This window comes from Pseudomonas sp. LM13 (assembly GCF_041381355.1).
Classification (GTDB): Bacteria; Pseudomonadota; Gammaproteobacteria; order Pseudomonadales; family Pseudomonadaceae; genus Stutzerimonas; species Stutzerimonas frequens.
The window spans coordinates 11,373-34,380 of the sequence record NZ_JACBXH010000042.1 but is presented as its reverse complement, the minus strand read 5'-3'; the positions used below and the strand labels follow the sequence as shown (position 1 = coordinate 34,380).

The 23,008-nt window shown below is 59.0% G+C and carries 37 protein-coding genes; 29 read left to right on the top strand and 8 right to left on the bottom strand.

All coding sequences use genetic code 11. From position 1 onward, the window contains the following. Window positions 1–180: 180 nt before the first annotated feature. Window positions 181–726: a transglycosylase SLT domain-containing protein gene (locus HZR81_RS20035; RefSeq protein ID WP_037002714.1), complete on the bottom strand. Its 546-nt coding sequence runs from the start codon at window positions 724–726 to the stop codon at window positions 181–183. Window positions 727–1,037: 311 nt separating this feature from the next. Next, window positions 1,038–2,018 (bottom strand): ParM/StbA family protein, encoded by a 981-nt coding sequence (locus tag HZR81_RS20030; RefSeq protein WP_125869360.1) that lies wholly within the window; start codon window positions 2,016–2,018, stop codon window positions 1,038–1,040. A gap of 278 nt (window positions 2,019–2,296) precedes the next feature. Here HZR81_RS20030 and HZR81_RS20025 point away from each other — a divergent pair, with 278 nt between their 5' ends. The 13 genes from HZR81_RS20025 (at window position 2,297) to HZR81_RS19965 (ending at window position 10,356) form a co-directional block, all read left to right on the top strand. Next, window positions 2,297–2,833 (top strand): hypothetical protein, encoded by a 537-nt coding sequence (locus HZR81_RS20025; RefSeq protein WP_019406841.1) that lies wholly within the window; start codon window positions 2,297–2,299, stop codon window positions 2,831–2,833. Between the two features lie 642 nt (window positions 2,834–3,475). Beyond that, window positions 3,476–3,679 carry a hypothetical protein gene (locus HZR81_RS20020; protein WP_044316133.1) on the top strand — a complete coding sequence of 68 codons (204 nt, stop codon included), beginning with the start codon at window positions 3,476–3,478 and terminating at the stop codon, window positions 3,677–3,679. A 10-nt stretch (window positions 3,680–3,689) separates the two neighbouring features. Continuing rightward, complete coding sequence (locus tag HZR81_RS20015; protein WP_063542746.1) at window positions 3,690–4,040, top strand: hypothetical protein; 351 nt, start codon at window positions 3,690–3,692, stop codon at window positions 4,038–4,040. A 77-nt stretch (window positions 4,041–4,117) separates the two neighbouring features. Then, window positions 4,118–4,666, top strand: a complete 549-nt coding sequence (locus HZR81_RS20010; RefSeq protein ID WP_063542748.1) for a hypothetical protein — start codon at window positions 4,118–4,120, stop codon at window positions 4,664–4,666. After that, a complete protein-coding gene (locus HZR81_RS20005) occupies window positions 4,666–5,130 on the top strand; it encodes a hypothetical protein (protein WP_063542750.1) in 465 nt (154 codons plus the stop codon). Before HZR81_RS20010 ends, HZR81_RS20005 begins: the two co-directional genes overlap by 1 nt. Before the next feature lie 60 nt (window positions 5,131–5,190). After that, entirely contained in the window at window positions 5,191–5,931 is a 741-nt protein-coding gene (locus HZR81_RS20000) for a DUF2786 domain-containing protein (protein ID WP_232102468.1), read from the top strand. A 34-nt stretch (window positions 5,932–5,965) separates the two neighbouring features. Continuing rightward, a complete protein-coding gene (locus tag HZR81_RS19995) occupies window positions 5,966–6,430 on the top strand; it encodes a hypothetical protein (protein WP_423567733.1) in 465 nt (154 codons plus the stop codon). 326 nt (window positions 6,431–6,756) lie between these two features. Then, window positions 6,757–7,386 carry a hypothetical protein gene (locus HZR81_RS19990; protein ID WP_063542756.1) on the top strand — a complete coding sequence of 210 codons (630 nt, stop codon included), beginning with the start codon at window positions 6,757–6,759 and terminating at the stop codon, window positions 7,384–7,386. Between the two features lie 66 nt (window positions 7,387–7,452). Continuing rightward, window positions 7,453–7,665 carry an exodeoxyribonuclease VII small subunit gene (locus tag HZR81_RS19985; protein ID WP_019406848.1) on the top strand — a complete coding sequence of 71 codons (213 nt, stop codon included), beginning with the start codon at window positions 7,453–7,455 and terminating at the stop codon, window positions 7,663–7,665. After that, a complete protein-coding gene (gene xseA / locus HZR81_RS19980) occupies window positions 7,658–9,064 on the top strand; it encodes an exodeoxyribonuclease VII large subunit (RefSeq protein ID WP_500129063.1) in 1,407 nt (468 codons plus the stop codon). The genes HZR81_RS19985 and xseA overlap by 8 nt, the downstream gene beginning before the upstream one ends. A gap of 116 nt (window positions 9,065–9,180) precedes the next feature. Continuing rightward, window positions 9,181–9,408 carry a type II toxin-antitoxin system RelB family antitoxin gene (relB, locus tag HZR81_RS19975; protein WP_005730594.1) on the top strand — a complete coding sequence of 76 codons (228 nt, stop codon included), beginning with the start codon at window positions 9,181–9,183 and terminating at the stop codon, window positions 9,406–9,408. Then, window positions 9,392–9,658: a type II toxin-antitoxin system RelE family toxin gene (locus HZR81_RS19970; RefSeq protein ID WP_005730593.1), complete on the top strand. Its 267-nt coding sequence runs from the start codon at window positions 9,392–9,394 to the stop codon at window positions 9,656–9,658. The genes relB and HZR81_RS19970 overlap by 17 nt, the downstream gene beginning before the upstream one ends. Before the next feature lie 260 nt (window positions 9,659–9,918). After that, entirely contained in the window at window positions 9,919–10,356 is a 438-nt protein-coding gene (locus tag HZR81_RS19965) for a hypothetical protein (RefSeq protein ID WP_500129061.1), read from the top strand. Between the two features lie 42 nt (window positions 10,357–10,398). Here the strand turns inward: HZR81_RS19965 and HZR81_RS19960 are convergent, their stop codons facing one another. Then, window positions 10,399–10,761: a hypothetical protein gene (locus HZR81_RS19960; protein WP_213919168.1), complete on the bottom strand. Its 363-nt coding sequence runs from the start codon at window positions 10,759–10,761 to the stop codon at window positions 10,399–10,401. Window positions 10,762–11,064: 303 nt separating this feature from the next. Here HZR81_RS19960 and HZR81_RS19955 point away from each other — a divergent pair, with 303 nt between their 5' ends. The 16 genes from HZR81_RS19955 (at window position 11,065) to HZR81_RS19880 (ending at window position 18,092) form a co-directional block, all read left to right on the top strand. Next, window positions 11,065–11,226: a hypothetical protein gene (locus HZR81_RS19955; RefSeq protein WP_213919167.1), complete on the top strand. Its 162-nt coding sequence runs from the start codon at window positions 11,065–11,067 to the stop codon at window positions 11,224–11,226. Window positions 11,227–11,306: 80 nt separating this feature from the next. After that, a complete protein-coding gene (locus tag HZR81_RS19950) occupies window positions 11,307–11,555 on the top strand; it encodes a hypothetical protein (RefSeq protein ID WP_230486014.1) in 249 nt (82 codons plus the stop codon). Further along, window positions 11,552–11,752: a hypothetical protein gene (locus tag HZR81_RS19945; RefSeq protein WP_500129060.1), complete on the top strand. Its 201-nt coding sequence runs from the start codon at window positions 11,552–11,554 to the stop codon at window positions 11,750–11,752. Before HZR81_RS19950 ends, HZR81_RS19945 begins: the two co-directional genes overlap by 4 nt. 61 nt (window positions 11,753–11,813) lie before the next feature. Beyond that, window positions 11,814–12,041, top strand: a complete 228-nt coding sequence (locus HZR81_RS19940; RefSeq protein WP_181087006.1) for a hypothetical protein — start codon at window positions 11,814–11,816, stop codon at window positions 12,039–12,041. After that, window positions 12,041–12,367, top strand: a complete 327-nt coding sequence (locus HZR81_RS19935; protein WP_019406855.1) for a hypothetical protein — start codon at window positions 12,041–12,043, stop codon at window positions 12,365–12,367. The genes HZR81_RS19940 and HZR81_RS19935 overlap by 1 nt, the downstream gene beginning before the upstream one ends. Then, window positions 12,360–12,593 (top strand): hypothetical protein, encoded by a 234-nt coding sequence (locus HZR81_RS19930; protein WP_500129059.1) that lies wholly within the window; start codon window positions 12,360–12,362, stop codon window positions 12,591–12,593. The genes HZR81_RS19935 and HZR81_RS19930 overlap by 8 nt, the downstream gene beginning before the upstream one ends. Next, entirely contained in the window at window positions 12,586–12,966 is a 381-nt protein-coding gene (locus tag HZR81_RS19925) for a hypothetical protein (protein ID WP_500129058.1), read from the top strand. Before HZR81_RS19930 ends, HZR81_RS19925 begins: the two co-directional genes overlap by 8 nt. 61 nt (window positions 12,967–13,027) lie before the next feature. Further along, a complete protein-coding gene (locus tag HZR81_RS19920) occupies window positions 13,028–13,381 on the top strand; it encodes a hypothetical protein (protein WP_019406858.1) in 354 nt (117 codons plus the stop codon). Window positions 13,382–13,648: 267 nt separating this feature from the next. Continuing rightward, a complete protein-coding gene (locus HZR81_RS19915) occupies window positions 13,649–13,936 on the top strand; it encodes a hypothetical protein (protein WP_181087004.1) in 288 nt (95 codons plus the stop codon). A gap of 234 nt (window positions 13,937–14,170) precedes the next feature. Next, a complete protein-coding gene (locus HZR81_RS19910) occupies window positions 14,171–14,611 on the top strand; it encodes a phage protein NinX family protein (protein ID WP_417447125.1) in 441 nt (146 codons plus the stop codon). Next, complete coding sequence (locus tag HZR81_RS19905; protein ID WP_500129057.1) at window positions 14,608–15,210, top strand: hypothetical protein; 603 nt, start codon at window positions 14,608–14,610, stop codon at window positions 15,208–15,210. The genes HZR81_RS19910 and HZR81_RS19905 overlap by 4 nt, the downstream gene beginning before the upstream one ends. A gap of 35 nt (window positions 15,211–15,245) precedes the next feature. After that, window positions 15,246–15,572, top strand: coding sequence for a hypothetical protein (locus HZR81_RS19900; RefSeq protein WP_500129056.1), 327 nt, complete (start codon window positions 15,246–15,248; stop codon window positions 15,570–15,572). Window positions 15,573–15,593: 21 nt separating this feature from the next. Further along, window positions 15,594–15,773 (top strand): hypothetical protein, encoded by a 180-nt coding sequence (locus HZR81_RS19895; RefSeq protein WP_019407019.1) that lies wholly within the window; start codon window positions 15,594–15,596, stop codon window positions 15,771–15,773. 190 nt (window positions 15,774–15,963) lie between these two features. Then, window positions 15,964–16,584, top strand: coding sequence for a hypothetical protein (locus HZR81_RS19890; protein ID WP_500129055.1), 621 nt, complete (start codon window positions 15,964–15,966; stop codon window positions 16,582–16,584). Between the two features lie 10 nt (window positions 16,585–16,594). Further along, on the top strand, window positions 16,595–16,954 hold the full coding sequence (locus tag HZR81_RS19885; protein WP_044316227.1) for a hypothetical protein: 360 nt from the start codon (window positions 16,595–16,597) through the stop codon (window positions 16,952–16,954). Between the two features lie 202 nt (window positions 16,955–17,156). After that, window positions 17,157–18,092, top strand: coding sequence for a S49 family peptidase (locus HZR81_RS19880; RefSeq protein WP_044316228.1), 936 nt, complete (start codon window positions 17,157–17,159; stop codon window positions 18,090–18,092). A gap of 68 nt (window positions 18,093–18,160) precedes the next feature. Here the strand turns inward: HZR81_RS19880 and yejK are convergent, their stop codons facing one another. From yejK to HZR81_RS19855, 5 genes are all read right to left on the bottom strand, one after another. Beyond that, window positions 18,161–19,165, bottom strand: coding sequence for a nucleoid-associated protein YejK (yejK, locus tag HZR81_RS19875; RefSeq protein WP_044316229.1), 1,005 nt, complete (start codon window positions 19,163–19,165; stop codon window positions 18,161–18,163). 60 nt (window positions 19,166–19,225) lie between these two features. Then, window positions 19,226–19,609: a hypothetical protein gene (locus HZR81_RS19870; protein ID WP_019407024.1), complete on the bottom strand. Its 384-nt coding sequence runs from the start codon at window positions 19,607–19,609 to the stop codon at window positions 19,226–19,228. Further along, window positions 19,606–20,118 (bottom strand): Lar family restriction alleviation protein, encoded by a 513-nt coding sequence (locus HZR81_RS19865; protein WP_500129054.1) that lies wholly within the window; start codon window positions 20,116–20,118, stop codon window positions 19,606–19,608. The genes HZR81_RS19870 and HZR81_RS19865 overlap by 4 nt, the downstream gene beginning before the upstream one ends. Beyond that, complete coding sequence (locus tag HZR81_RS19860; protein WP_500129053.1) at window positions 20,115–20,819, bottom strand: hypothetical protein; 705 nt, start codon at window positions 20,817–20,819, stop codon at window positions 20,115–20,117. Before HZR81_RS19860 ends, HZR81_RS19865 begins: the two co-directional genes overlap by 4 nt. 73 nt (window positions 20,820–20,892) lie before the next feature. Further along, window positions 20,893–22,695 carry a phosphoadenosine phosphosulfate reductase domain-containing protein gene (locus tag HZR81_RS19855; RefSeq protein ID WP_500129052.1) on the bottom strand — a complete coding sequence of 601 codons (1,803 nt, stop codon included), beginning with the start codon at window positions 22,693–22,695 and terminating at the stop codon, window positions 20,893–20,895. Between the last annotated feature and the right edge of the window lie 313 nt (window positions 22,696–23,008).

The window sequence follows — 23,008 nt, the reverse complement described above, 5'->3', positions numbered from 1 at the left end:
GAGAGAGATCGGAAGCCGGTCCAAAGCCTCCAGTTTTCTCCGGTTGAGCAGGTGCAGCCACATCACATCCCTTGAACTGATCCGCTGTTCCTGGAGCACATCCGGGAAGCCCTGTGGACCTGCCAGGATCATGCGGCGCATTGTCATCTGAATCAGCGCACTGTTGAGTGAGTACATTCCTTAGCTCCCCGATTTCTCTAAAGCTTGAAGTGAGCGCCAGATCATCAGGACATTCCTGGCGTATGCACGAGCGTCTGCTTCACGTTCTGGATTCATTGTGTGGTACCCACCGATGCCTAGCTCGATGTCGTTTCGCTTAACAGAAAGAGACTCGCAAAGGATCTGGGCAGCCACCGCGATATTCGTTTCTGGATCAAGCAGCATCTCAGGCGACTTTACGCGCGCACCGTTCCACCGAAGATTAATCTGCATCATGCCGACATCTGTAAGCGGATCTTCCTGAATGTAGAGCTGTAGAAGCCGTGCGGCTTCGGCCTGACTATCTGGATATTTTGAACCGCTGATTGCATTGCGTAATGCGAACGGATGGGGAGTAATTAACCCCCTCCCTGCCGGATGCCGTGACTCCTGAATCGCGAGCGAGTACAAGAGTAGTGGTGGTGCTTTGCAAGAACTCGCATTGGAAACCCGTTCCCAGACAGTTCCCTTCAAAGTGAACGCCCATACTGTAGGGCTTGCGAGTGCCACAATCAGAAGAAGTGGCATTAGCAAAATTCTATGCGGAGCCATTTGCTGTTCTCGTGATCCAATCTGGTGCTCGTTTAGCTGGCGCAACGGGGGCTACGCCATCAGTTACTTCCGCACACGTTTCAGCTGCAATGGACGGCTCGGAAATGTGACCTTTAAACGGAGCGGATGCTTCACTTCGAGCTAATTGCATTGCGGCCAAAGCGAGAAGCCGTTTCCCTCGCAACTCTGGTTTTAACGACTCCAAATGCGCGAGCAGTTCCGAATATTGCTCGCCAACCCTCACCTGAAAACGCATAGCAGACCTCATTTATCTTCTGAAAGGCGTCTCAAGACATGGCGATAATGTAGAAGCCGTTCGCGTTGCTTTTGACACTATTGGCAGGCTTAATTACCAGAGATTCGGGAAACTCAGAGCGAGCATATTCTTCGTAAATCGAGGCGCCACCGCCTCCCAAAATCACGCAGTCGATTGCGCGACCACGAAGAAAACGAAGAGATTGTTTGATTTCACCTAACACCGCAGGAATAACACGATCAGCTGCGCGCTTTAAATAAACGTCCAACTCAACCTTGCGGCCGAACATCAGGATGTAAGACCGGCCGGACTGTAGCGCATGCTCGATCTTTTCAACACCCGGAATGCCACCTTGTTCCAAGCCAATCTCTTCGTTGCAAGCCTGAAGTAGAACGCTCATTGCTTTAACGCTACTAGAGCTTGACTGCGCAACCAGTTCACGGTGATCAAATAGAACCCAATCCACACTGAAGAATCCGGGATCAAGAACGAGCGAAACAGACTCCTCTACAACATCCGCACTATCTGATGTGCAATAAATATCGGTAAGGGTGCCGATTGGCTGTGCAACAACTACGACGGATTTGACTGTGACTTCGCGTTTTGAACTGATGCGGTGAGTACCAGTCATTGTTTCAACGAGCGCTTTAACATAGCTCTCATCTCGTGCTTGAGTGACCGGCAATCCAGTTACAAGCACGTCGATTACATCTCCACTACCTGCTGCATGTAGCAGAGATGCTTTAAACAGGGCCTGATAGGCCTCAGAACTGGTGTAATCCTCGTGTAGCTCTCGGCCTTCCTGGACCCTTCCAGGGGCAGCGAATGCAACCCAAGGCTCGCCATTTACATCAACCAGGACCTCGCCGGCCCGCAGACCTGAATCACCGGGGATAGAGGCCAGCGGTGCAGCCTGAGACGGCCTTACGAAGGATTCCGATTGCCCTACGCCGTCACCAAAGGTGCCAATTGTGTTGCTGTAACCGATATCCAGGCCCAAGAAGGTACTCATGACTCTCTCCAGAGGTAGTGCCCGTTATGCATTGGGGCAAAGTTATGTGCTTGGCGATGCCGTAGCGGAGCCGTAATGGCAACAAGGTTGCTAATTTGTCGCCTGCGAAGGGTCGAAGCGACAGATCGTTGCCAGCATGGCAGCCGATTGGCCACGGAGAGAGATTATCGAGACTAAAAACCCGCCTGTGCGGGCTAAAGGTACAAGAATCTTGTAGGTTTAGCCCGCCTAACCGCTCAGTGGTCTGCCATGCTTCTGAAAATTTTACGGTACCTGGCATGAGTCCCAAGAAGCTGCGCATCGATCACCCGCTGGATGAGCAATACCAAGCCCTTTATGAGATGGCGCTGGCTGTAGCTGAGGGGTACCTAGCCCATGCCAACTGGTTGATTGCGCGGTCTGGTGACCGAGATCTGCATACGCACCTGCTCATCTCTGTGCGGATCAGAACGCCGGGGTGCTGGTCGGCTACCTGGGCAAAGAAGGTCGATATTAAGGACACGAGCTTATCCCGCGCCGTGGGGGCCAAATTGCGGCCAACTGGCCTGGCAACAGCGGGGCGATCCGTGACCATCGATTTACCTAAAGGAGCGGGTTTCAGCTACAAACCCAGCACCTTCAAGTCATTGCCCAAGGAGGTCAGAGAGGCCGCAATGCACCACGAACGTCTTCTCGCCGACCTTCGCAAAGCTGCCCACGAAAACAGGGCGCTGTGTCGCACGATGAACAACTCAATAGCAAGGTCCAAGAAGGCTCTGGAAGCTTGCGAAGCAGCGTTATCAGCAGGTGAAAGTCTCAGAGAGGCATTCAGCTAGTAAAAGCCAGTAATGACGGGGCTTCCAGCGACTTTCCACGCTCAGTTTCCACTCTTAAAGACCAGAATTTCCACCTTCGCTGCTGAGGGTGGAAAGTGAAAGCCTCCTTAGCCATGGGTGGAAACTGTGAAAGCCAGTAATGACGCGGGTTCCAGTGACTTTCCACGCTCAGTTTCCACTCTTGAAGATCAGAATTTCCACCAACGCTGCTGAGGGTGGAAAGTGAAGGCCTCCTTAGCCATGGGTGGAAACTGTGAAAGCCAGTAATGACGCGGGTTCCAGTGACTTTCCACCTTCCAGCAACCAGGCATTATCACTTTCCAGCTACGGCGGAATAACTGGGGTTCATGCCGTATAAATCTACAACGACTGTTCGTTTTCAGAAAAAGCGGGGGAGTCTGTGTCGCGTAGCGGATGTAGCCGATGCCAGGGAGGCAGTGGGCAGTTGGGACTGCCGCGAGAGGTGTGAAGATGGTACCACCGGGAGTGACTGAGGCGGGTGTTTTCTGATGGTGCTGGAGCTATTGGTAGGGAGCGTTTTCGCTCTGGGGGCAGGTGTCGGGGTAGCGGTCGGTACTAGGAAGATCTGGTGCGATCTGCTGGCCGAACTGAGAGGCGACATCGCCAAGGTGCGAGCACTGCATGCCCGCCTGCTTGGTGATCATCCAGGGGGCAACGATGGGAGTTGAGATTTCGCTGCTGCCGAGCTTCGGACTTTGGACCGATTCGCTCCATGGGTTTGTGCTGGCAGCTGGCATGGTGCTGACGCCGCTCACGGGTGTGGTCGTGTTGGCCCGCGTGTATCGGTATGCGCTGACGGCTTTGGTGTGGCTGCTAGGAAAGTGAGGGAGGCCGATTGGAATTCAAAGAGATAAGGGCTGGCGAGTTCTGGCCACCGATCCTTCCGAACGGGAGGTTCTTCGCTCAGGCGCCTGAGTCAGGGGTGGTACAGCAGATCCTGGAGGTAACTAACACCGGGCTGGAGTGTGGGGGTGTGAGCTTTAACTGGGGGGACATTACCGGCTTCGCAATCCAAGGAGATCAGGCAGTGCTGCTCAGCCAGAAATACCCCTCTGGCGGTTTGAAGTTCATGGTTGGAACCTGCCATTACATCGGCAGCGGGTTATCGCCTCAGCAGTACGTCAACGGCTACCCGGTCGAGTATTGCCTGATGAATCGAGTGACGTTCGAGCAGCAGCGGCTTTAACACTGTGTCGCGCAGCGGATATCCACGCTGTATGCGGGACATGGAAGGACAGTAAATATTTTCTTGGGGATGCGGTGATGAATGAAGTGAGCACCAACGAGCGGAGCAAGCAGCTATCCGAGATGCGAAAGTATCTGTGGGAGATTAATGATTCCACCACGAACGGTCCACGCGAAGAGGCCATACGCTCCAAAGCATTAATCGTCGTCGGTGGAATTTATATCCTAGTGCTTTTCCTTGTGATCACTCTGAACGTCGAGCAATGGGGACTCCCCTCATGGGTGAATGGCATTAAACTATTGATATTGTTCTGTTATATATTGGCTGGGATCAATCTATCGAATTTCACTGCGCCTATAGAAAACTGGTGCGTTAAAACATGCAATAGTAAGGGATGGTTCCAAGGCCCAACATGGAGCGACCTTCTGCGCGAGGCCTTTAATCGTTATCTACCGCTAAATAAAGAAGCTTACGAAGCGCTGAAAACCGACAGCGATAATGGCCGTCTCTCCGCAGGGCGCATCAGGGAGTGGTTGGATGAAGAGCAAGTAGCGGTAATAGCAGCGCAAGTAATGGATGCCCGTAATGACAGTTCTCAAGTCCAGCTTTTCGATTCGAAGGCCTGATGCAGATGATCGAGGGCAGCAGAAACCAAAAGAAAATGAATCTCTCAAGTTTTGAGCTACCTGCAAATAGTGACCGCTTCTGGCAGCAACTGTCTCAACTGGAGGGCGATTACCCGGCTGGCGCGAACCTGGTCGAAGCCATGTTCTGCTTTCAGCGCTGCTCCAAGCTGATTCCGCTGGTTGTTCGTTCAATCAACACAGTGCTTGCAGTTCATTCTGGATGCATGGGCCTAACTCGCAAGGATCGATGCGGCGAGTTCCTGCTTGCGTGTCGTGAAGCGTATGTGAGCATGATCGAGCAATTGCGAATTGCGAGCGATGTAGAGCGCGAGACGGTTTTACTTCTGCTCGAAGGACGGCCCGGAATACGTGCGGATTATTTCCGCTCGACACGTAACGCTGGTCCTGCAGAGCTGGCAGATATGGTTTTTGGCCTTGAGGAACTTCGTAATCGGCATGGCTGATGTGGGCTTGGGATATCGCACAACCGCGCTTCACTGATCGCGCGTACTTAGATGGCGAACATGTGTCGCGAAGCGGAGGTTGTAGAAATGTCGAGTGAAGTAGATCCAGAGAAGCGCAAACGAGCCCTGGACAAGATCAAGAAGTGTTTTGCGCTGGCCAAGTCGAGCAATGCCCACGAGGCAGAAGCGGCGATGCGGCAGGCTCAGAAGCTGATGGACAAGTTCAAGCTTGAGCTTGGCGATGTACATGCATCTCGGGCAGAAGAATTCACCCTGAAAGTCGGCAAGGGCAAGAGCATGCCGGCGCGCTGGGTGCGAATGCTCGCGGCGACAGTGGCGAAGGCCTTTGGCTGTATCAATCTGTACGGCTACGGTCGATCCGGGCAGACACTGACCTTCATCGGTGATACCGGCACGTCCGAAATGGCGTCTTACGCCTACGAAGTGCTGGCTCGGCAGCTGACCGATTCACGCAGGAATTATCTTTCTGGATTTCAGTTCGCCAGCCCATCACACAAGCGCCGCGCCGGCGATCTGTACGCCGAGTCGTGGATCACCTCGGTAGCACGCCGGGTAGAGGAGTTCGCCGGAGTGTCCGAGGAGGTGGAGCGTGCCATCAGCGCCTACATGGGCAAACACCACCCGGATGTTCCGGTGGGCAAGATGAAGCGCCGCAAGGTGAGCCCGGAGGAATACGGGGCCTACCAGCAGGGGCTTGAGGATGGTGCCGGGGTTTCGCTGCACACCCCGATGGGACATGACCAGGTGGCCCAGATCGCACAACAGGCCAACGGAGGTTGAAATAAAAGGGCAGAGATTTGCGAACGCGCTCGTCGTGCCGCTGATGCTTGCGGGCGCTTTGAGCGGATGCAGCAGGGCGACGCTGCCGGATGCATACGCTGCCGATGATGACTACCTGGATATCAGGATCGGTCACCGGCAATGGGCAGCGGCTCCCACGCCGGTACTGGCAAACATCATCGTGTGCGAAGGCCAGATCCGCTTCCACAACACCCTGCAGCCCGAGCCAGTGTGCGAGGCGAGCAGCAAGGGAGCAGGGCAGGTGAACTACGCGCCGGCTCGGTTCGTGCAGCTGACAGACTGGCTGGAGCAGAACGGCTACGGCCCTGCGAGCTTCATCCACATCGACGACGATCATGCCCTCTGGGTGAGCGTGCTGAAGGGCGAGGCACAAGACCTGAATGACGCCGATTACGAAGAGTTCTTCGGCCACAAGCCGGGCTATGAGTTTTCGGGTACCGGCCCTCTGACATCTGGCGCGATTCGTCCCGTGCGCTGATGGCGTCTTCATGGACCCCAGAAAAGTCCCGCCTTGAGCGGGATTTTTTCTGCCTGCGGTTTATCCACGGAAAGCGTGGGCAACCTTGTGGATAACCTCAGGCAGGCGAGCAGATACCGAGGCGGCAGGGCGTGCTCAAGAAATGATCAGCCGGTTGGCTTGACTGACGACCAACGTCAGTAGATATTTTCTGCTGGCACTCCGGGTAGGTGCCGGCCGTCCACACGGGCAAAGCGAAAGCACTACCGACTTCACAGCAGACAACTACCGGCACCTTCGCAGGGTGCTCTTCAGTGGACACCGAGTAATCCCTTGGAGGTTTCCGTATGCAAATGCACACCCCCCTTCTTGACCTTGAGCGCGCCAAGAAGCTCGCCAAGCAGGCCAAGCACTCACACCCTGATCTGACCCATGCCCAGCGACTGGACGTGACCGCACGAGAGCACTTTGCCGTGCGCCACTACCATGAGCTGCGCAAGCGTGCATCTGATGCGGTGGCTGCGCTGTGCGCAGGGTCTGGCAGTGGCACCGTCACCTGTTCGTTATGCGGACTTCAGTTCGCGCCGGATCTGGCAGAAGACCGGATCAGCCACGAGAAAAGGCACCTGGCATTCGAGGAGGCGCTTGTGGCCCTTGGCCGATTGCCTGCTGCGTACAACGAGCGTGAGCAAGCCAAGCGTGACGGCCGGCAGATGATCGACGACGCAAACTCGGCTGAGGAAGAGTTGGCCGGCGTGGAACGGCTGCTACAGGGCTGGTTTGATCGATCTCTGTCGGCAGCAATCGGCGGCGGGTACTGGAAGCGTCACCCCGCGTTCGGCGAGTACGCCGCAATGGTGCACCACCTAGTCCGGCCCCACCTGAACCTGGCCAAGGAGCTGTTCCTGGCCAAGTACGGCGACAAGCCAGGTCACATCGAGCAGGGTCAAAGCTACTGGTACCCACCGACCCGCTGATTGGCTTGGGTGTTCCGGTATTCCTGTGATAATGGGCTCGAAACTGCCCTGTCACAGGAATCCCCAATGAGCCGAGACACCTACGAAGCGAACATCGCCTTCATCGAGCAGACCGTTAAGCGCCTGGAGCGCAACGAGGTCAGCATTGACGAGCTGGAGTCACTAGCTCAGGAGTTCGCTAAGGCCCGTGCATTCTGCGCAGACCGGCTGTCGCGCATCGAGCAAGTTGTGCAGGCAACACTGGGTACCGAAGGGGAGCGGGGCATTGAGCGTGGCTGATGAGGTTGAGGGCCACCTGAGCCTGAGTGCCTACCTGACCCAGATCCAGAAGGCGTTTCGCGCTGCGATGCCCGACAGCTGCTGGGTGGTCGCCGAGCTGAGCGACTTCAAGCGTCGCCCCAATGGGCATTGCTACATGGATATCCTCGAATCGCGAGACGGTAACGAGGTGGCCAAGGCACGGTGCACGATGTTCGCCAATGTCGCCGGCAAGGTGCTGCAGCAATGGCAAGAGGCGACCGGGGGCTTGCCGCAGGCGGGCATGAACGTACTGCTCAAAGTCAGGGCGGATTTCTCCCCTCAGTTTGGCTTCAGCCTCATGGTGACCGGCATTGACCCCAGCTACACCCTGGGCGACATGCAGGCAAAACTGCAGAAGATAATTTCCTCCCTACGTGAGCGGGGCTGGCTGGATCTGCAGCGCGGGCTACCGGCGCCGAGTGGATATTGGCGCGTGGCGGTTGTAGCGCCGCACGAGGCTGCGGGGCTGGCCGACTTCAAGCGCGACGCCGAGCAGTTGGCCGGCGCCGGCGTGTGTCAGTTCGAATATTTCGCAGCGACCTTCCAGGGCAAGGATTGCTCCGAGAGCATTCGCGATGCGCTGCGGCAGGTTCATGAGCGTCACCAGGCTCAGGGCTTCGATGCGGTCGCACTCATACGCGGCGGCGGGGCGAAGAGCGATCTGGCCTGGCTCAACGATGCGAACCTCGCGGCGTGGGTATGTCGGCTGCCGGTGCCCGTGTTCACCGGCATCGGTCACGAGGTGGACGAATGCGTGCTCGATCTGGTTGCGCACCGGCGTTTCGACACACCGTCCAAGGTGATCGGGTTCATCAAGACGGCGCTCATGTCCGAGGCATCGGCGGCGCGGGCGCGGGCAGAGCAGGCGAGCGCCCTGATTCAGCGGCTGGTGGCCGGGCAGGGGCCGTACCTGGATCGTGCATGGGGCTACTTCAGCCGGCGTGCGATTGAGCGGCTGCATGCCGAGCACCGAAACCTGCAGGACCGTCAGTCGCGGTTTGACAGCGGCCGTGCCCGGCTCGTTACCCAGCAGCAGGCCGAGCAGCAGGCTGCGCAGGATCGTTTTTCACGCTTGACCCTTGGTCTGATCGCCAGTGAGCGACAAAAGGCCCTTCTGGGCGTTTCCAGGGCCTCCGCTCAGTCGCTCGCCCTGATCGCACGGGAAAATGCTCGTTTGGCGCTGGCGGGCACCCTCTACGACAAGACCAACCCGCTCGCACTGCTGAGCCGGGGATTTGCCCTGATCCGTTCCCCTGGTGGGGAAATCGTTACCAGTGCACAGCAGGCACGGGCAGCCGGCCGGCTGGATCTGGCCTTTGCAGATGGCCACCTGAGCGCAACAGTCACTGAATCAACCAATGGAGCACAGACGACATGAACCCTCAGACCAAGCTCTTTCTGGGGAGCCAGCAGAATTCGGAAAAAATCGTACGCTAAGCCATTCGCGTAGATTTGTGATAATGTGAATACACGTATCACATAGGAGCCTTAAACATGGCCACTTCCATTCGCTTGGCACCCGAAACCGAGCAGCGCCTAGACTTTTTGGCGACAAGCACCGGGCGTACCAAGGCGTACTATCTGCGCGAAATCATCGATCATGGCCTGACTGACCTTGAGGATTACTACCTCGCGGCTGAAGTCCTGGAGCGAGTCCGTAAAAATACAGAGGTCGTTCACTCTGCTGCGGACGTAAGGAAAGACCTTGGCCTGGACGATTGATTACACCGACACGGCCAAAACACAGTTGCGGAAGCTCGACAAGCAGTCAGCGAAGCGCATTCTTGACTTTATGGATGAGCGGGTGTCCAGCAGGGATGATCCGAGAACTACTGGCAAGGCGCTAACAGGCCCATTGGGTGGCCTGTGGCGGTATCGCGTAGGAGACTTCAGGGTAATCTGCGAGATACAGGACGGCGCCTTACGGATACTGGTTGTACAGCTTGGCAACCGTCGAGAAGTTTACCGCTGAAACCAACGTAACCCGCTGTCGCGTCCAGTTGAAGTACACCTCAACTGGGCGTCAGTCGGCTCACTGGCATCGCGTCAGACTAGGGCCGCTTTTTGCATTATCTGACGCCTAAACGTCAAACTCTAGGGCCTCAACCTGACAGGCCGCATGCTTAGCGTACGATTTTGTCCGTTTTCTCTACCGTCCCCTTTCTCAGTGCCGGCCTGATGCCCCTTTTGCCTATTGTCGGATTGGTGACCCTATCCGAGGTACCGCCCTACTTGCTGGAATTTTGTGTCGGCGTTGCGGTGACGGGTTTCTTGCTTGCCGGGCTGAGCGCGCTAAACGAATGGCTGACCCGCAAGGCGAAAGCTAAGCCTGTCCGTGTAGAGATCCGCCCCAACGTGGTGGCGGTCGATGGGATAGAGCTGCACATCCCGTTCTCCGGCGAAGCACATCTCTTCAAGAACCGGGAGAGCATGCAGCTGATGGTCAATGAAGTCGGTGACCACCTGATCAACCGTCAGCGCAGTTACTTTCAACTGAGGCTATCGGCGAATGTGCTTGTTCTGCCGCAGCCCCTTCTCCTGAGCGAAATTGAGGCAGACGCGCTGGCCGATCTGCTGAACGCCGAGTTCGTCGAGCCAACGGTTCGGGCGTCGCGCGGCGCGGTGTCGGCTGCGCCTGCAGACATGGCACTCACCGGCGCCAACGGGTAGAAGCACCCGCATCAGTCTGCAGGGTGCCAGCCAGGCGATGCCTTACTGCTCCGGCGCAGCAAGCCGCATGGCATAGGTCTTGGCCACCTCGGCGTCCACCTCGGCATTGAACGCTACCGCCATCTCGTGAAGCTCCTCGTCCGACTCACCGTGGGTGATGGGCTTCCAGCCGGCCCGCAGCGTCGCCAGCACGTTGCGGCCCTCGCTCCAGTATGAAGCTTGGAAGAACGCCGCCTTATCGCCAGACGGCGGCAGGTAGGCGATGGCCTGCTTTTCGCCAACAGCCGTTTGGTAGGTCTTGGTGCCAAGAGCAATAGGGCCTACGTCTGTGACTTGCCAGCCGAGGGGGGAGAGGCTGGCGCGAAGCTTTGCCTGCGTGGTGAGGTACTTTTCGGAAAGAATCATGGGTGGCCTGCTTGAGAGGTTCGGTTAGGTCGCACCCATACTTCCACGCCCTCCCGAAATCCCCAGCGCAAGGCCGTGCGGCTCTATCGGCTCGCCGTCTAAACCTGCCAGATCCTTGCAACATTGGCATGCCTGCCGGTACGCCGGCCGCGATAGCCTATGCCCGCTCGAAATCCCAGAGAAAAACATCCGCTGGGAAATCCTGTCGGTCAGCTGGTGCAACGGCTGCTCCGGCGAGGGCTTGGGATTCCCCAGCCCCGTGCGAGCCTGTATCCATCACCAGCCGATACCGAGCAAACCGCCATGGAACGCAATACCGCCGAACAGATCATCAGCGCCGTCGAAGCCGCTCACGCACAGGCCGAACACCTGAGCGCCCACAACGCCTGCAAGGCAGCTGGCGTTGCGCTCGCTGATTACAAGGCTGCGCGTCTGGCCGTCTACGGGCTCAATCCTGGGTTGTGATCGCTGCATGCCCCTGGCGCCCTTGGGATTCGCCAGCGGCATGAGAGGCTGGAATCGCAGTCAAGCAAGTTCGAGGCGACATGATGAATACCGAAAACCACGTTCCCGTAGAGGCACCGCGCAGCCAGCTGATCGGTACGACCGCTGTCGTTGATGGCTGGCCTGTCACGTATGTCGAATCGGGCAGCAATCCGGCTATTCGGCACCGCAAGTACACGGCGAACTACACCCGCGTGAGCAACCGGCAGTGGAAGGTCGGCCGTCGCAGCTTCAAATCGCTGAGCAACGCGCTACGCGCACACGCCACCACGAAGGCAGGTGCGCAATGAGCCGCGAGAACATCACCATCGAGGATCGACTGCACGCGGCCGGCTACAAGACCGAGCGCATCGGCGATGTCGTCAACGTCCATGACCCGATTAAGCAGGCGGTTGTCGGTTCGCCCCGGCTGGTCACCACGGGCTGGCGGCTGGTCGAAATCCGCAATTGCGCCCAGGCATGGGCGTTCATCGAAGAAAGGAGCTGACGGTTGTGAGCGGAAAAAATTCTCCTGAAATAGCCGTCCTGCACACCAAGGGAGGTGCCCTGTGAGCCTGATGCACAACGTAACGAGCGCCTACGAGGCTGAGGATGGTCGCCGGGTCGAAGCCATTGCCCGCACGCTCATGAGCGAGTTCTACGGGCGCGAGCTGACCGAAGAGGCGAACGAGCAAACCACGCTGCGTGCGATGGCGCGCAAAGGCGAGCCGCGTGCAGAACGCTGCGTCGCGGTCGCGGGCGTGCTGGTCAACTTCATGCGCGAGGAGCTGGAGTGATGGATCAGGCTACGCGCTACCACCCGAACCATCCGCACATCGAAGGTCGCGACGTTGTGCTGGCCTCCGAACACGAGGCTCTGCATGCCCGTGTCGGCGAGTTGGAGCAGTTGCTGCGCGACACTACCGCCGTGGCCATCACGATGCTGTTCGACAGTCACCCCACCGATACCAGGGCCGAATTCAGCCGCAATGAGCTGCTGGCGGTGATTACTGCCAGTCAGCACCTGCAGGATGCTCGTGTTGAGCACGTCTATCGCCGCGCCTGGAATGCCGTCACGCCCACCCCCGCTGCGAAAACTCAGGAGGCGCCGTCTCATGGCTAGCTTGCACATCGCTCGGACGTGCAAGGCCTGTGGCGGGAACGATCTGAGCTGGGCCACTCACAACAGGGTCACCTCCGGTGCACCGGACGGACGGCTGCGGAGCAATGAGGTCCAGTGCCAATTTGTGCTGGGCTGCGACGGCTGCTCCGAAACGCTGGCCGTGGTTGACGCCGATCAGGTAGCCGACTACCTGACCACCCTGAGCAAGGTGCACCGCAATGAGTAAAGGCCGGCTCACGGCTTTTCGCCTCGAACTTCCGTATTTCTGGAGAGGAGTTTTTCGCCTGGCTAAGTGGCTGTCGGTCGCAGCTCTGATCCTGATCGCGCTCAATGTGGTCGGCTATTGGTGCTTGCAGCTGGACGTTTATGGCCATGACATGGCCGTCTACACGCAATGGCCGGACAATTACGCCGGGCGAGCGTTGAAGCTCGCTGCTCTCGGGTTCATTGCGAGTATCCAGTTCGGTGGCGGTGCTGTGCTTGCTGTGGGGGCCGCTGTCTTCGCGTTCCACGGCATTGCGTGGCTTGGCGGTTATCGAGAAGAGAAAAACGCGGTCGCCGGTAGGGCACATCTCGACCGAGCTGGCCCCGCAGAGTGACCCGCCGCACTGGCGCTATGCCGGTGCGCGGCCTGACCACCCTCAACCCTGGAAGGGAATGATGAACGACGACAACAAGCAGCCCGAGAACGCCACCCACGGCACGGCCCTCACAGCCAAGGACGCCGAGTTGTACAAAGGCGTGAACACCACCAATCCTCCTCAGCATGCCAAGCTGCTGCATGGCTGGACGCCACCGACACCGCCTGCCGGCTACCGCAATCTGGTGGCCATCCTTGCGCCGGTAGTTGGTGTGCCGGGAAAATCGCACGATTGGTTCCTTGACTACCTCGACACCGAGACGGCTGTTTTCGCCTCGGAAGAACATCAGTTCGATGTCCCGTGGCCATGGGCTGACGGCTTTCAACCACAACCCGCCGATTGGGACGCCATCGGCATTCCGGCCCTTACGTAAGGCCGGGATGGGAAAGTTGTCCTGGGCTGATCGGGCAGCGCCTGTCGTTGCTCAGACCATCCGTGAAGTCGGGCGCAGCGACCTGAAGGCGTTGCGCTTGGCGCTCGCCGAGGCCTATCCATTCGGCAAACGAACTGGCTGGCCCTACAGGGTCTGGCTTGCCGAGTGTCGCCGCCAGCTTGGCCACCCACTTAGACCGCCAAAGCCAGATCCAAATCACCCGCAGCAACCCCTGTTCTAGCCAATCGTTTCGCTGAGGTAATCGCAATGCAAATCTGGGGCGTAGACATCAAGCACCCATCACCGAAGGACCTCGCCATCGCCACGGCGATGATCCTTGCCTACGCGCTCTTCTGCCTGATCGTCCCGGAATCCGGGGGCGACGACGCTGGCAGGAACCTTCCTGGGCTGGTGCCTGTAGCAATCGGCGCCATTGCGGCTTCATTCGGCCTGAATCCAGGCAATGGCTGGCGCGCGTGCATTTTGCTGCTGATCGTCTCGGCTATCACCTTCGTCCTCATCCAAGTGCTGCTCGGTTTATTGGCGCCGGTCTGAGTGCTGGCGCGGTGCGGTGCCTGATCTGCCTTGCTCCTCCTCGTCCTCCTCTCACTACCTTGCGGCTATGCGCTTGGGTTTCCTCCGCCTTGCAATAACCTCGAAATCAGTCCATCACGAGGCCCAACCAATGAACGCGACCCTTCCCCATACCCACCAGGAAATCCTGGATCAGATCGGCAGCATCGAAGCGCCCGAGGCCGCAGGTCAGATCACCAATGGGGGGCGGAACTGATGAATTGCATCGAAGTGAATGCCTGCGACCTGACCGGGCGAGCACTGGACTTGGCGGTGGCTATGTCCGAAGGCGCCACCAACCTGCGCTTCGATACGGTGGCGTGCTGGTGGTTTACCCTCAATGGCGTGGATCGGGTACTGAGCAGCGGCTGGTCAGCGGCGCAGAACTACTGTCCGTCTACTGACTGGAACTACGGCGGGCCATTGATCGGCAGGGAGCTTATCTCCTTCAGCGAGGTTTGCAGCCGGGAGAAGGACGGCCGCAATGTCACGTCATGGCTCGCCACCTGCCGACCCATTCATCAATTCCAGAACTACACCAGCCGCAACAGCGTTTTCAGCGGTGAAGGGCCAACTCACTTGATCGCCGCCATGCGCTGCTACGTGGCAAGCAAGCTGGGCGCCCGCGTAAGCATTCCAAAGGAGCTACTGCAATGAGCTTCGACAAAGTAGCAGCAGGCGAGCTGTCGGGGCGCGCTCTTGATTGTGCTGTGGCACTAACGCAAGGCTGGGTCTGGGCGAAGAACTGCATCGACCGCGAACGAGACGACGATCTTGCTCAGTACCGGCGCAACTCAACTCAGCGGTGGGCCATCGGCTCGTTGTGTCTGATCAGCGAATACCAGCAGGCCGGACTCAATGCGACCAAGCCCAACGAGTATGGGTGGCTGCTCCCGGCCGGGGGCGAGCCAGTGTCCTTGGGAGTCGCGCACCCCGACCTGCCAGCCTTCTCAACCAGCCGGGACCTGAGCGGCCTGCTGGTCGAGCACTTTGGCATCAGCACCGTTCGTTGCGACGACGATTGGGGCAAAGACGCCCAGGGATACTGCAACAACGTGCGGATACCCGTCTGGTGCGCCGTCATGGGGCAGCACAGCATCTGCACCTCGACGGAACACCAATCACACGATGCCATGTACCAGATAGACGCATCGGAAGCGCTATATGGCAACACAGCGGCCATCGCAGCCATGCGCTGTCTGGTCGCCGCCAAGCTCGGCAAAGTAATCCGATTACCGCAGGCGCTCTTGGCCTGAGCGGTGAAACGCACACACTACCCAAAGGAACCCGCATGACTCTACATACCCTCGCTTCCATCGCCCTGCTCGGGGTCGGCAACGTGCTTGCCGCGCTGATCATTCTGGCAAGCCTGAGAGGCAAACTTGCACCGAAGTGGTCGCAACGCTGGGGCAACGTCATCGTTGTCCTGTCCCTCCTTGCCCTGCTAATCAAGCTCGATGCGCCCGCAACGAGCGTATGGCTGGTGATTCTGGATGTCTGGAGCCTTTGCCTCGCGATTGTCGGCACTCTCTGGGGCGCCCTGGGCGACGTGGTGTGCACGGCCATCCGGTCGAAGATCGGTTGGAAGGCCGCCCTACGGGATGCCGTCAACGAATAACCTGCCGAGGGGTAGCAGTACATGAGCCAGACGCTGGATGAATTCGTCGCCGAGGTGCGCTCGGACCTCGAAGGCTTTGTTGCCGAGTATCAGGCGCAACACGCCAAGGACCCGGAGCGTTATCCGCTGGTGCTGGGAGACGATAACGCCGGCCTCTGGCTGGAATTCTTCGTCGAGTACATGACCAGGGCATCCGCGTGAAGCCCAGCACTCGAATGATCGCGGCATACTACCGATCCGGTAGGTTGAGCGAGTTGCGCCGCGCCGGGCTGATGACTGACGCTGAGTACAAGCGGCACGTTGAGGCGGCAAATCAGTTCGAGCAGGAAAAATCTGTGTCGTCTGATCGCCCACGTAAGGCTAGATGATCCCCCCGCTACAGGAGCACCCGATGGACGAGTTGCAGGCCGGCGCCGAGAACGTGGCCAACATGGCAGATTTCGCGCAGAAGCGAATGGCCAAGCAGGCTGGTGGTAAGCCGGAGCCACTGGAGAGTTTCAGCGAAGGATTCAAGTGCAACCGCACCGGAATTGTTTTCCCGAAACTGTACCGGGCACATTATCCGGTACTCGATCTGTACGAGGGCAGGTCAGAGCCGGTTCACGATGGGAGTTTTTTCCTGCAATACCAGCTGACGCCAGCTGAGCAGTACGCGAACGGTTCATGGCCGGGAGTGCCGCAGGCGAAGATTGAGGCGTTCCAGGTGCTATCCGATGATGACAAATGCTGGCTGGAGGTGTTTGCATTCCCCACCCGCGAGCGTGCCGAGGGTTTCCGCGACGCCGCGCTGAGATTCTTGCCCGAGGCTGGGCCGGACATGATCACGCAAGGGCCAAGCGGCTTCTTCTGCATCACCGCCCGCCAGGACAAGCCCAATCTCTACGGGCTGATCACCTATCACACGATAGGCGCGATAGAGATGCCGGGAATGAGCAAAACCGTCGATGCGTTCTATTCGACGACGATTGACCGTGCCGGGGTGGTTACCCCAGCCGACCCACTGCCGGATTGAGGATGATGGCGTGAGCAAACTTCAGGCATTGCTGATCGAGAGAGACAATCTCCTCCTGAAATCAGCCGATAGCTCGATCCCTCCCCGCGAGCGACTTGCGCTCAAGCTGGCGCTTCAGCTCACCCCCGAGCCGAACCCAAGCCGCGACCTTGAATGGCTGCTCCAGACCGCCCTGGACAGAGCCAGCTATGTGCACATCGAGCCGGCCGCAGACATGGCCATCTTCTCGTTCTCGGATCGCAGCATTCTGGCCGTCCTGCAGAGCGGAATGGTCTACGCGGTGCCCTCTGGTGTGCCTGAGAGTGTGCAGAAGATCATCGACTGGCTCGCTGGCCAGGGCGTCATCGAACGTGGCACCCCGAGCCACTGACCTGCCACCTCGGCACAGAACCACCGCTTTCCCTGGATGGGCTCACGGTGCCTAGCCCCTGATGCTACGCACCTGCTCACTGAGCATTGCCAGATCCTCCTCACGCTTTCTGCGTGGGACTCCTACCGTTCGTACCGGGCCTGTTTAGCAAAAGGCCACCACGGTGTTTAATTCCCCCGACATACCCAGACAAGGAACACACATGGACCAAAGCCTCGAAGTGATAGAGCGCACGCTGCAGGCGAGCATCAAGGAACAACGCGCCGCACGACGCTGGAAAAACTTCTTCCGGCTGACCACGCTTGTCATCGTGGTGACAGCCGTTGCTGTCGGCGGGAACACGGATCTGGAAGGCATCGACGGGGATACACCACTCACGGCCAAAGTGAAGGTGCGTGGCGTCATCGCTGATGGCCAGGAAGCCAGCGCAGAAAACATCAAGCGCGGGCTGACGCGAGCGTTCGAACACGAGAATACGAAGGGCGTAATCCTGGAGATCAACAGCCCTGGCGGCAGCCCGGTGCAAGCCGGCCAGGTCTACGATGAGATTGTGCGGCTGCGTGCACTGCACCCGGACATCAAGGTCTACGCGGTGATCACTGACCTGGGCGCCTCAGGCGGCTACTACATCGCGAGCGCTGCCGATCAGGTGTTCGCCGACAAAGCCAGTCTAGTCGGCTCCATCGGTGTGACGGCCGCCAGCTTCGGCTATGTCGAGCTGATGCAGAAGCTGGGTGTCGAGCGACGTGTCTACACCTCGGGCGAGCACAAAGCATTTTTGGACCAGTTCCAGCCGCAGAACGAAAAGGAAACCAAGTTCTGGGAAGGCGTGTTGCAGGCAACGCACAAGCAGTTCATAGCGGCGGTCGAAGCCGGTCGCGGCGAGCGACTGAAGGATAGTGCTGATGCCGAGCTGTTCAGCGGCTTGGTGTGGACAGGAGAGCAGGCCGTTGGCCTTGGTCTAATCGACCGACTGGGTGACTCCGATTACGTGGCCCGCGAGGTAGTAGGCGTAGAGCGGATCGTTGACTTCAGCAGCAAGCAGAACGTGGTGGACAGGTTCGCCAACAAGCTCGGCACGGCAGTGGCCAACCAGCTGTCGCTGAACCTGGGCTTTGGCGGCATGGTCCTTCGGTAGCCTGACGGACGCTACACCTTCAAAAAAAAGGCCCGCTTACATGCGGGCCTTTTCGTTTCTGCGATTCCTTACGCGGATCGCTTGAGCTGGTCCCTGAGCTGGGATGGCACGTTGCGGATCGTAAGCGTATCCGCACTCTCGTCGTACTCGATCTTCGAGCCCAGCAGGTGCGATTCGAAGCTGATCGACAAACCTTCGGCGCGGCCGGTAAAGCGACGGAACTGGTTGATGGTTCGCTTATCCGCTGGGATCTCGGGTGACAGTCCATAGTCCTTGTTGCGGATGTGCTCGTAGAACGCTTTCGGTCGATCTTCGTCGAGATGGCCAGAGAGTTCTTCAAGCGACACCGGCTCACCCAGGTTGCTCTGGGCGCTGGCATAGCCAATCAGCGTGGTCACCTTCTCGCGAGCCTGCTCCTCGGACAAGTCCTCGCTCTCCACGTATTCGCTGAACGCCTTGAGCAGCGTGCGGGTTTCGCTGGGGCCGTCAATTCCCTCCTGACATCCAATGAAGTCGCGGAAGTAGTCCGAAACCTTCCGGCCGTTCTTACCCTTGATGAAGGAGATGTACTGCCGGGACTGCTTGTTGTTCTGCCACTCGGAGAGGTTGATACGTGCAGCCAGGTGCAGTTGGCCAAGGTCCAGATGCCGGGCAGGCGCCACGTCCAGCGCATCGGTCACGGTCAAACCCTCGCTGTGGTGCAGCAGCGCGATGGCCAGGTAATCGGTCATGCCCTGCTGGTAGTGGGCAAACAGCACATGCCCCCCGGTGGACAGGTTGGATTCTTCCATCAGCTTCTGCAGATGCTCGACGGCCTGGTGGCTGAAAGCGGTGAAGTCGGTAGTGCCGTCCAGGTACTGACTCAGCCAGCCGCTGAACGGGTAGGCGCCGGATGGCTCATGGAACAGACCCCAGCCCTTGCCGGCCTTGGCGTTGTACCCGTGGTTGAGATCCGCCAGCAGATTCTCCGTTGCCTGGGAAACGGGCAATTCCGTGTCACGGGGATGAAGAACTGCCGGCGTTCCGTCCGGTTTCTTGTCGATCTGGTGGACGATGATGTGATTGATTGGCATGGATGATCCCTTGTCGTGGTGGTGTTTTTCTTCTGGTGCTGGCGGGTTGGCCTGCGTCGGTCAGCGCTGCCTGGTGCCGAACATCGACCGCAAAAGGCTTCCCAACCAGGAAAAGAGGCCCAGCTGAACGCGCGCCATTCGGCACCAGACTCCATCGACCTGAGTGGTTAAGCTGCCGTCATCATGCAGGCGCACCAGAAATGAGGTGCCGGAACGGCAGCTGGCACAAACTCCGACAGCCTCAACGGTGTAGCAGCGGAGGGCCTGGCGGATGACGGCACCGCGCATGAACCCGCTCGGGATGTCCTCACCGCACCCCGCGCAGCGGCCTTCGAAGTCCTGCCACGTTTGGCCGTTCTCGAACTCGACCGGCATCTGGCTGGCGATAGTGGGCATTTCGATCAGCTCGATGTCGCGCGGGCGCAGCGGGAGGCGTTGGCTCATGTCAGTTCCTTGGTCGGCGTAGCCACGGCCGGATGTGCCGGGATCGCGTGAGGCATGAAATGCGAGACGGTATCCTCGTCTGCAAATTTGCCGAGGTTGTAAGGGTCAACAGCGGCGAAATCCAACACCAGGGAACCGTCATCGTCCGTCCAGATCTGGAACCAGACCAGGGCGACGAATTGCTCATGCTCGCCTGCGTGGACGCCAACCGGCCTCCCGTCATCGCTGGCGCACACATCCCATACCGGCCGGGTGCCTGCGACCCAGTACAGGCCCGATTCGGGCGGCGCGTTGTAGTCGAACGCCTGCCAGGCCGGCGCCGGGCTGAAGCACTGTTGGCGCTGATTCCAGCGGATATCGGCATCGCCCATGCCAGGTTCTGATTGCGTCACTCGCGCCGCGCAGCCGGTGCATGCCACGACATTGGAGTTGATCCGGTCAGTTTCCTTGGCGGGGCTCCCGCAGAAAGGGCAGGGCTTGAGTGGCTTCAATGCATTACGGCTTCTCATTTGGCACCGCCTAGAGCGCACACAACCGCGCGGCGGCAGGCCTGCATAGCAGACAGATTTTCGAAGCTCAGCGTGAGGGCGAATTTTCCGCTACCGGAATTAGAGGAGATGGCAAATGCGTTCTGCAGCGTCTCGACCAGCCCGAGCTGCTGAGGCTGAATTACGGAAAGGGCAGTGCGGCCCTTCTGCAGGCACTCGCGCATCTCGGAAGAGAGATCGCCCAACTCGCGCTCGCGCTCTTCGGCCAGCGCTACGAACGCAGCAAGCGCCTCGGCCAGCGCGGACGTAGAGATGGCCTCGGTGTAGATCGCAACCAGTCCGTTGCCGGGTTCTTTGCTGAGCGAGGCTGCGCAGCCGGCAACATTGTTCGGTGCCAGCCGCTCAAGATCGGAGGCTCGCAGATATGCAGTCGGGGTTTTGGCGAGCGGTGCGGCCGGAGCGCAGGCAAGCATGGCTCGGTACTGTGCCGTGAGTTCTTCGCAGGCACTCGCATGCCCTACGGCAAGCGGCACATCACCGTTGAAGCCGAGCGCGGCGATCATCTCAATCGTCGGGTTTACCGGAACAGACTGCCAGTCGGCCGGCGACGTAGAGCGCAACTGCTGCTCGACATGCGCCGAGCGCGGGTCCATGCCGCCATCGGCAACGATGTCGCTGTATTTCGCTGGTGCTGGTACGCCGCCCTTGCTCGAATCACTCATGACAACCTCCTGTGAATTTGAGTTCAGGCTATCGACAAGCCGGCAGATCCCAAGCTCGGTGCCGGCAGCAAGACTAGAACCCCAGCGAGAGCTGCCCAGTTGCTGGCGCAGACATGGCCGCACACGGCACCTGAGCAGCTTGCCCGGTGAGCTTGGCGATCAGCGCATCAGGATCGTTGAGGATGTCGCGCAGCCCGTGGCGGTGGAGCTGGTTGCCGATCCGCAGCATCCGGTCCCAGGACGAATGTCCGCCCTTTTTGAACGACACGGTGCCGAAGCGGGCCAGGTAGTGCACAACATCCGAGGGGTAAACATCGGCGTGCGGGCCGTAGTATTCCAGGGCGTGATCCAGCTCGAAGTCGAAGAACATTTCCGCTCCCTCGGCATCGATGTCGAACTCGTTGGTTTCGGTCACATGGGTGTAGTAGACGCCGCCTTTCTTCACGACCGACTCAGCGTTGGCCACGCTTGCAATGGCCGACCGCAGACCCTGGTAGATCCCGTGGAATTGCTCGTCCACGAATGGCACCTCGACTTCACGGGTGACATCCAGATCCTTTCGCTCGTAGACCTTGTACTCATGCGGGATGCGGTAGCGCTTGCCGTTCTCGACAATCTGGCGGTACTCGCTCAGCGCGGTGAATGGCCGCTGGTAGGCGTAGCGCCCCCAGTAGAGGTCGATAGTGAGAATTTCCTTCATGCCCAGCAGCTGGAAACGCGGCGGTTCACCGGCTGCCCACGCGCGGTCAGCCTCATCGGCATCGATGCTCAGCGCATAGCGCAGCAGCTCAAGGCATAGCTCGGGTGAGTAGGCATTCGCAGCGATTTTTATCGTCCCGGTTTCGTCGTTGATCGACCGGGCCAGCCAGTTGCGGCCCTGTGGGTCGTAGTGGCGCGCCTGCAGGTAGTTGCGGAAATCGCTCAGCGGCTTCATCCAGCTGTGCTTGCCGGTTTCCTCGGCGAGCATGTTTTCCATGCTGCGGTCAGTACCGACACGCAGGCAGATCCAGCAGCCATGACGTGCGCCGCAGCCGGTCTTGCGCTCGACGCCGCTGTCACGGATGAAGACGTTGACCATGCAGTCCCCACCCGCATCGCGGTAGACCTCGGTCAGAGCCTGGAAGTCGCTGTAGGTGACGAGCTGGCCGCTGGTGACCTTGCCCAGGAAGGTGAAGATATCCAGGGTCGTGAAGTCGGCCACGGGGCTCAGCACCCACTCAGGCTTCTTGTTCGGGCCAGCAGTATTGACCGGCACGATGGCGCTCTCGCCACGGGCTTCCATATTGCGCTCGCGCACCGCGGATTCGTCCCGCCGCGTGCCGATCAGCACGACGACATCATCATCACGGTACGCGTTACCCATCTGGTGTTTCAGCACGGCTTTGATCTGTCGCTTGGTACGGTCCAGTGGCGATTTCTTCATCTGTTGCTGGCACTTAGCGCTATTGCCCGGCATAGACGCCACGGTGCGTCCGCCGATGATCGACACAAGCCAGTTTTCAGTCAGGTTGGGCTTGCACACCCAGATCCTCACCGGAAGGTTCTTGCTCGCGGCATAATCCTTGAGCGAGCGGATCTCGCCTTTGCTGTAGGCCAGCACCGCAGGGTTTTCGACCAGGGTGTCACTGGTCATGACATGGAATTCGGGAACTTCGTAACCAGCGTCCTGCAGCCGCTCCATCGCCATCAGGGTCAGGGCGACCATGACGCTACTATCCTTCCCGAACGAACATGCCCCGATCAGGCGCTTGCCGGCGCGAATGTTGGCCTCGATGACAGCTACCGCATCCGCCACTTTCTCGTCGAAGGTGCGCTCAACGATAGGGCTTGCTACCGGGATGGGGTCTTGGAAAAGAGTGGCGTCGATCAGCTGCATGAGGGATTCCGTATGCCTGGGGCTGCGTTAAGCGATAACCCCACACTACGGCCGGTCGCCAAATACCCAAGCTCGCGACTTCCGGCGAGCGCCCAAGAGCCACGCAAAGCCCACCCGCGCTGGAAATCCACGCGGAAATTCTCCGCTCGAATCGAACCGGGCACCTACAGGCCCCGACCGCAGCGCCGGAAAATAAACTCCGCAGCCGCATAAGAAAATACCTCTGGGATACAGGCGTTCGATCAAGATCACAGGGAAAATCAGTCACTTACGATTTAAGTTCACGCGCACGGATAACAGCTGGCCGGTGATC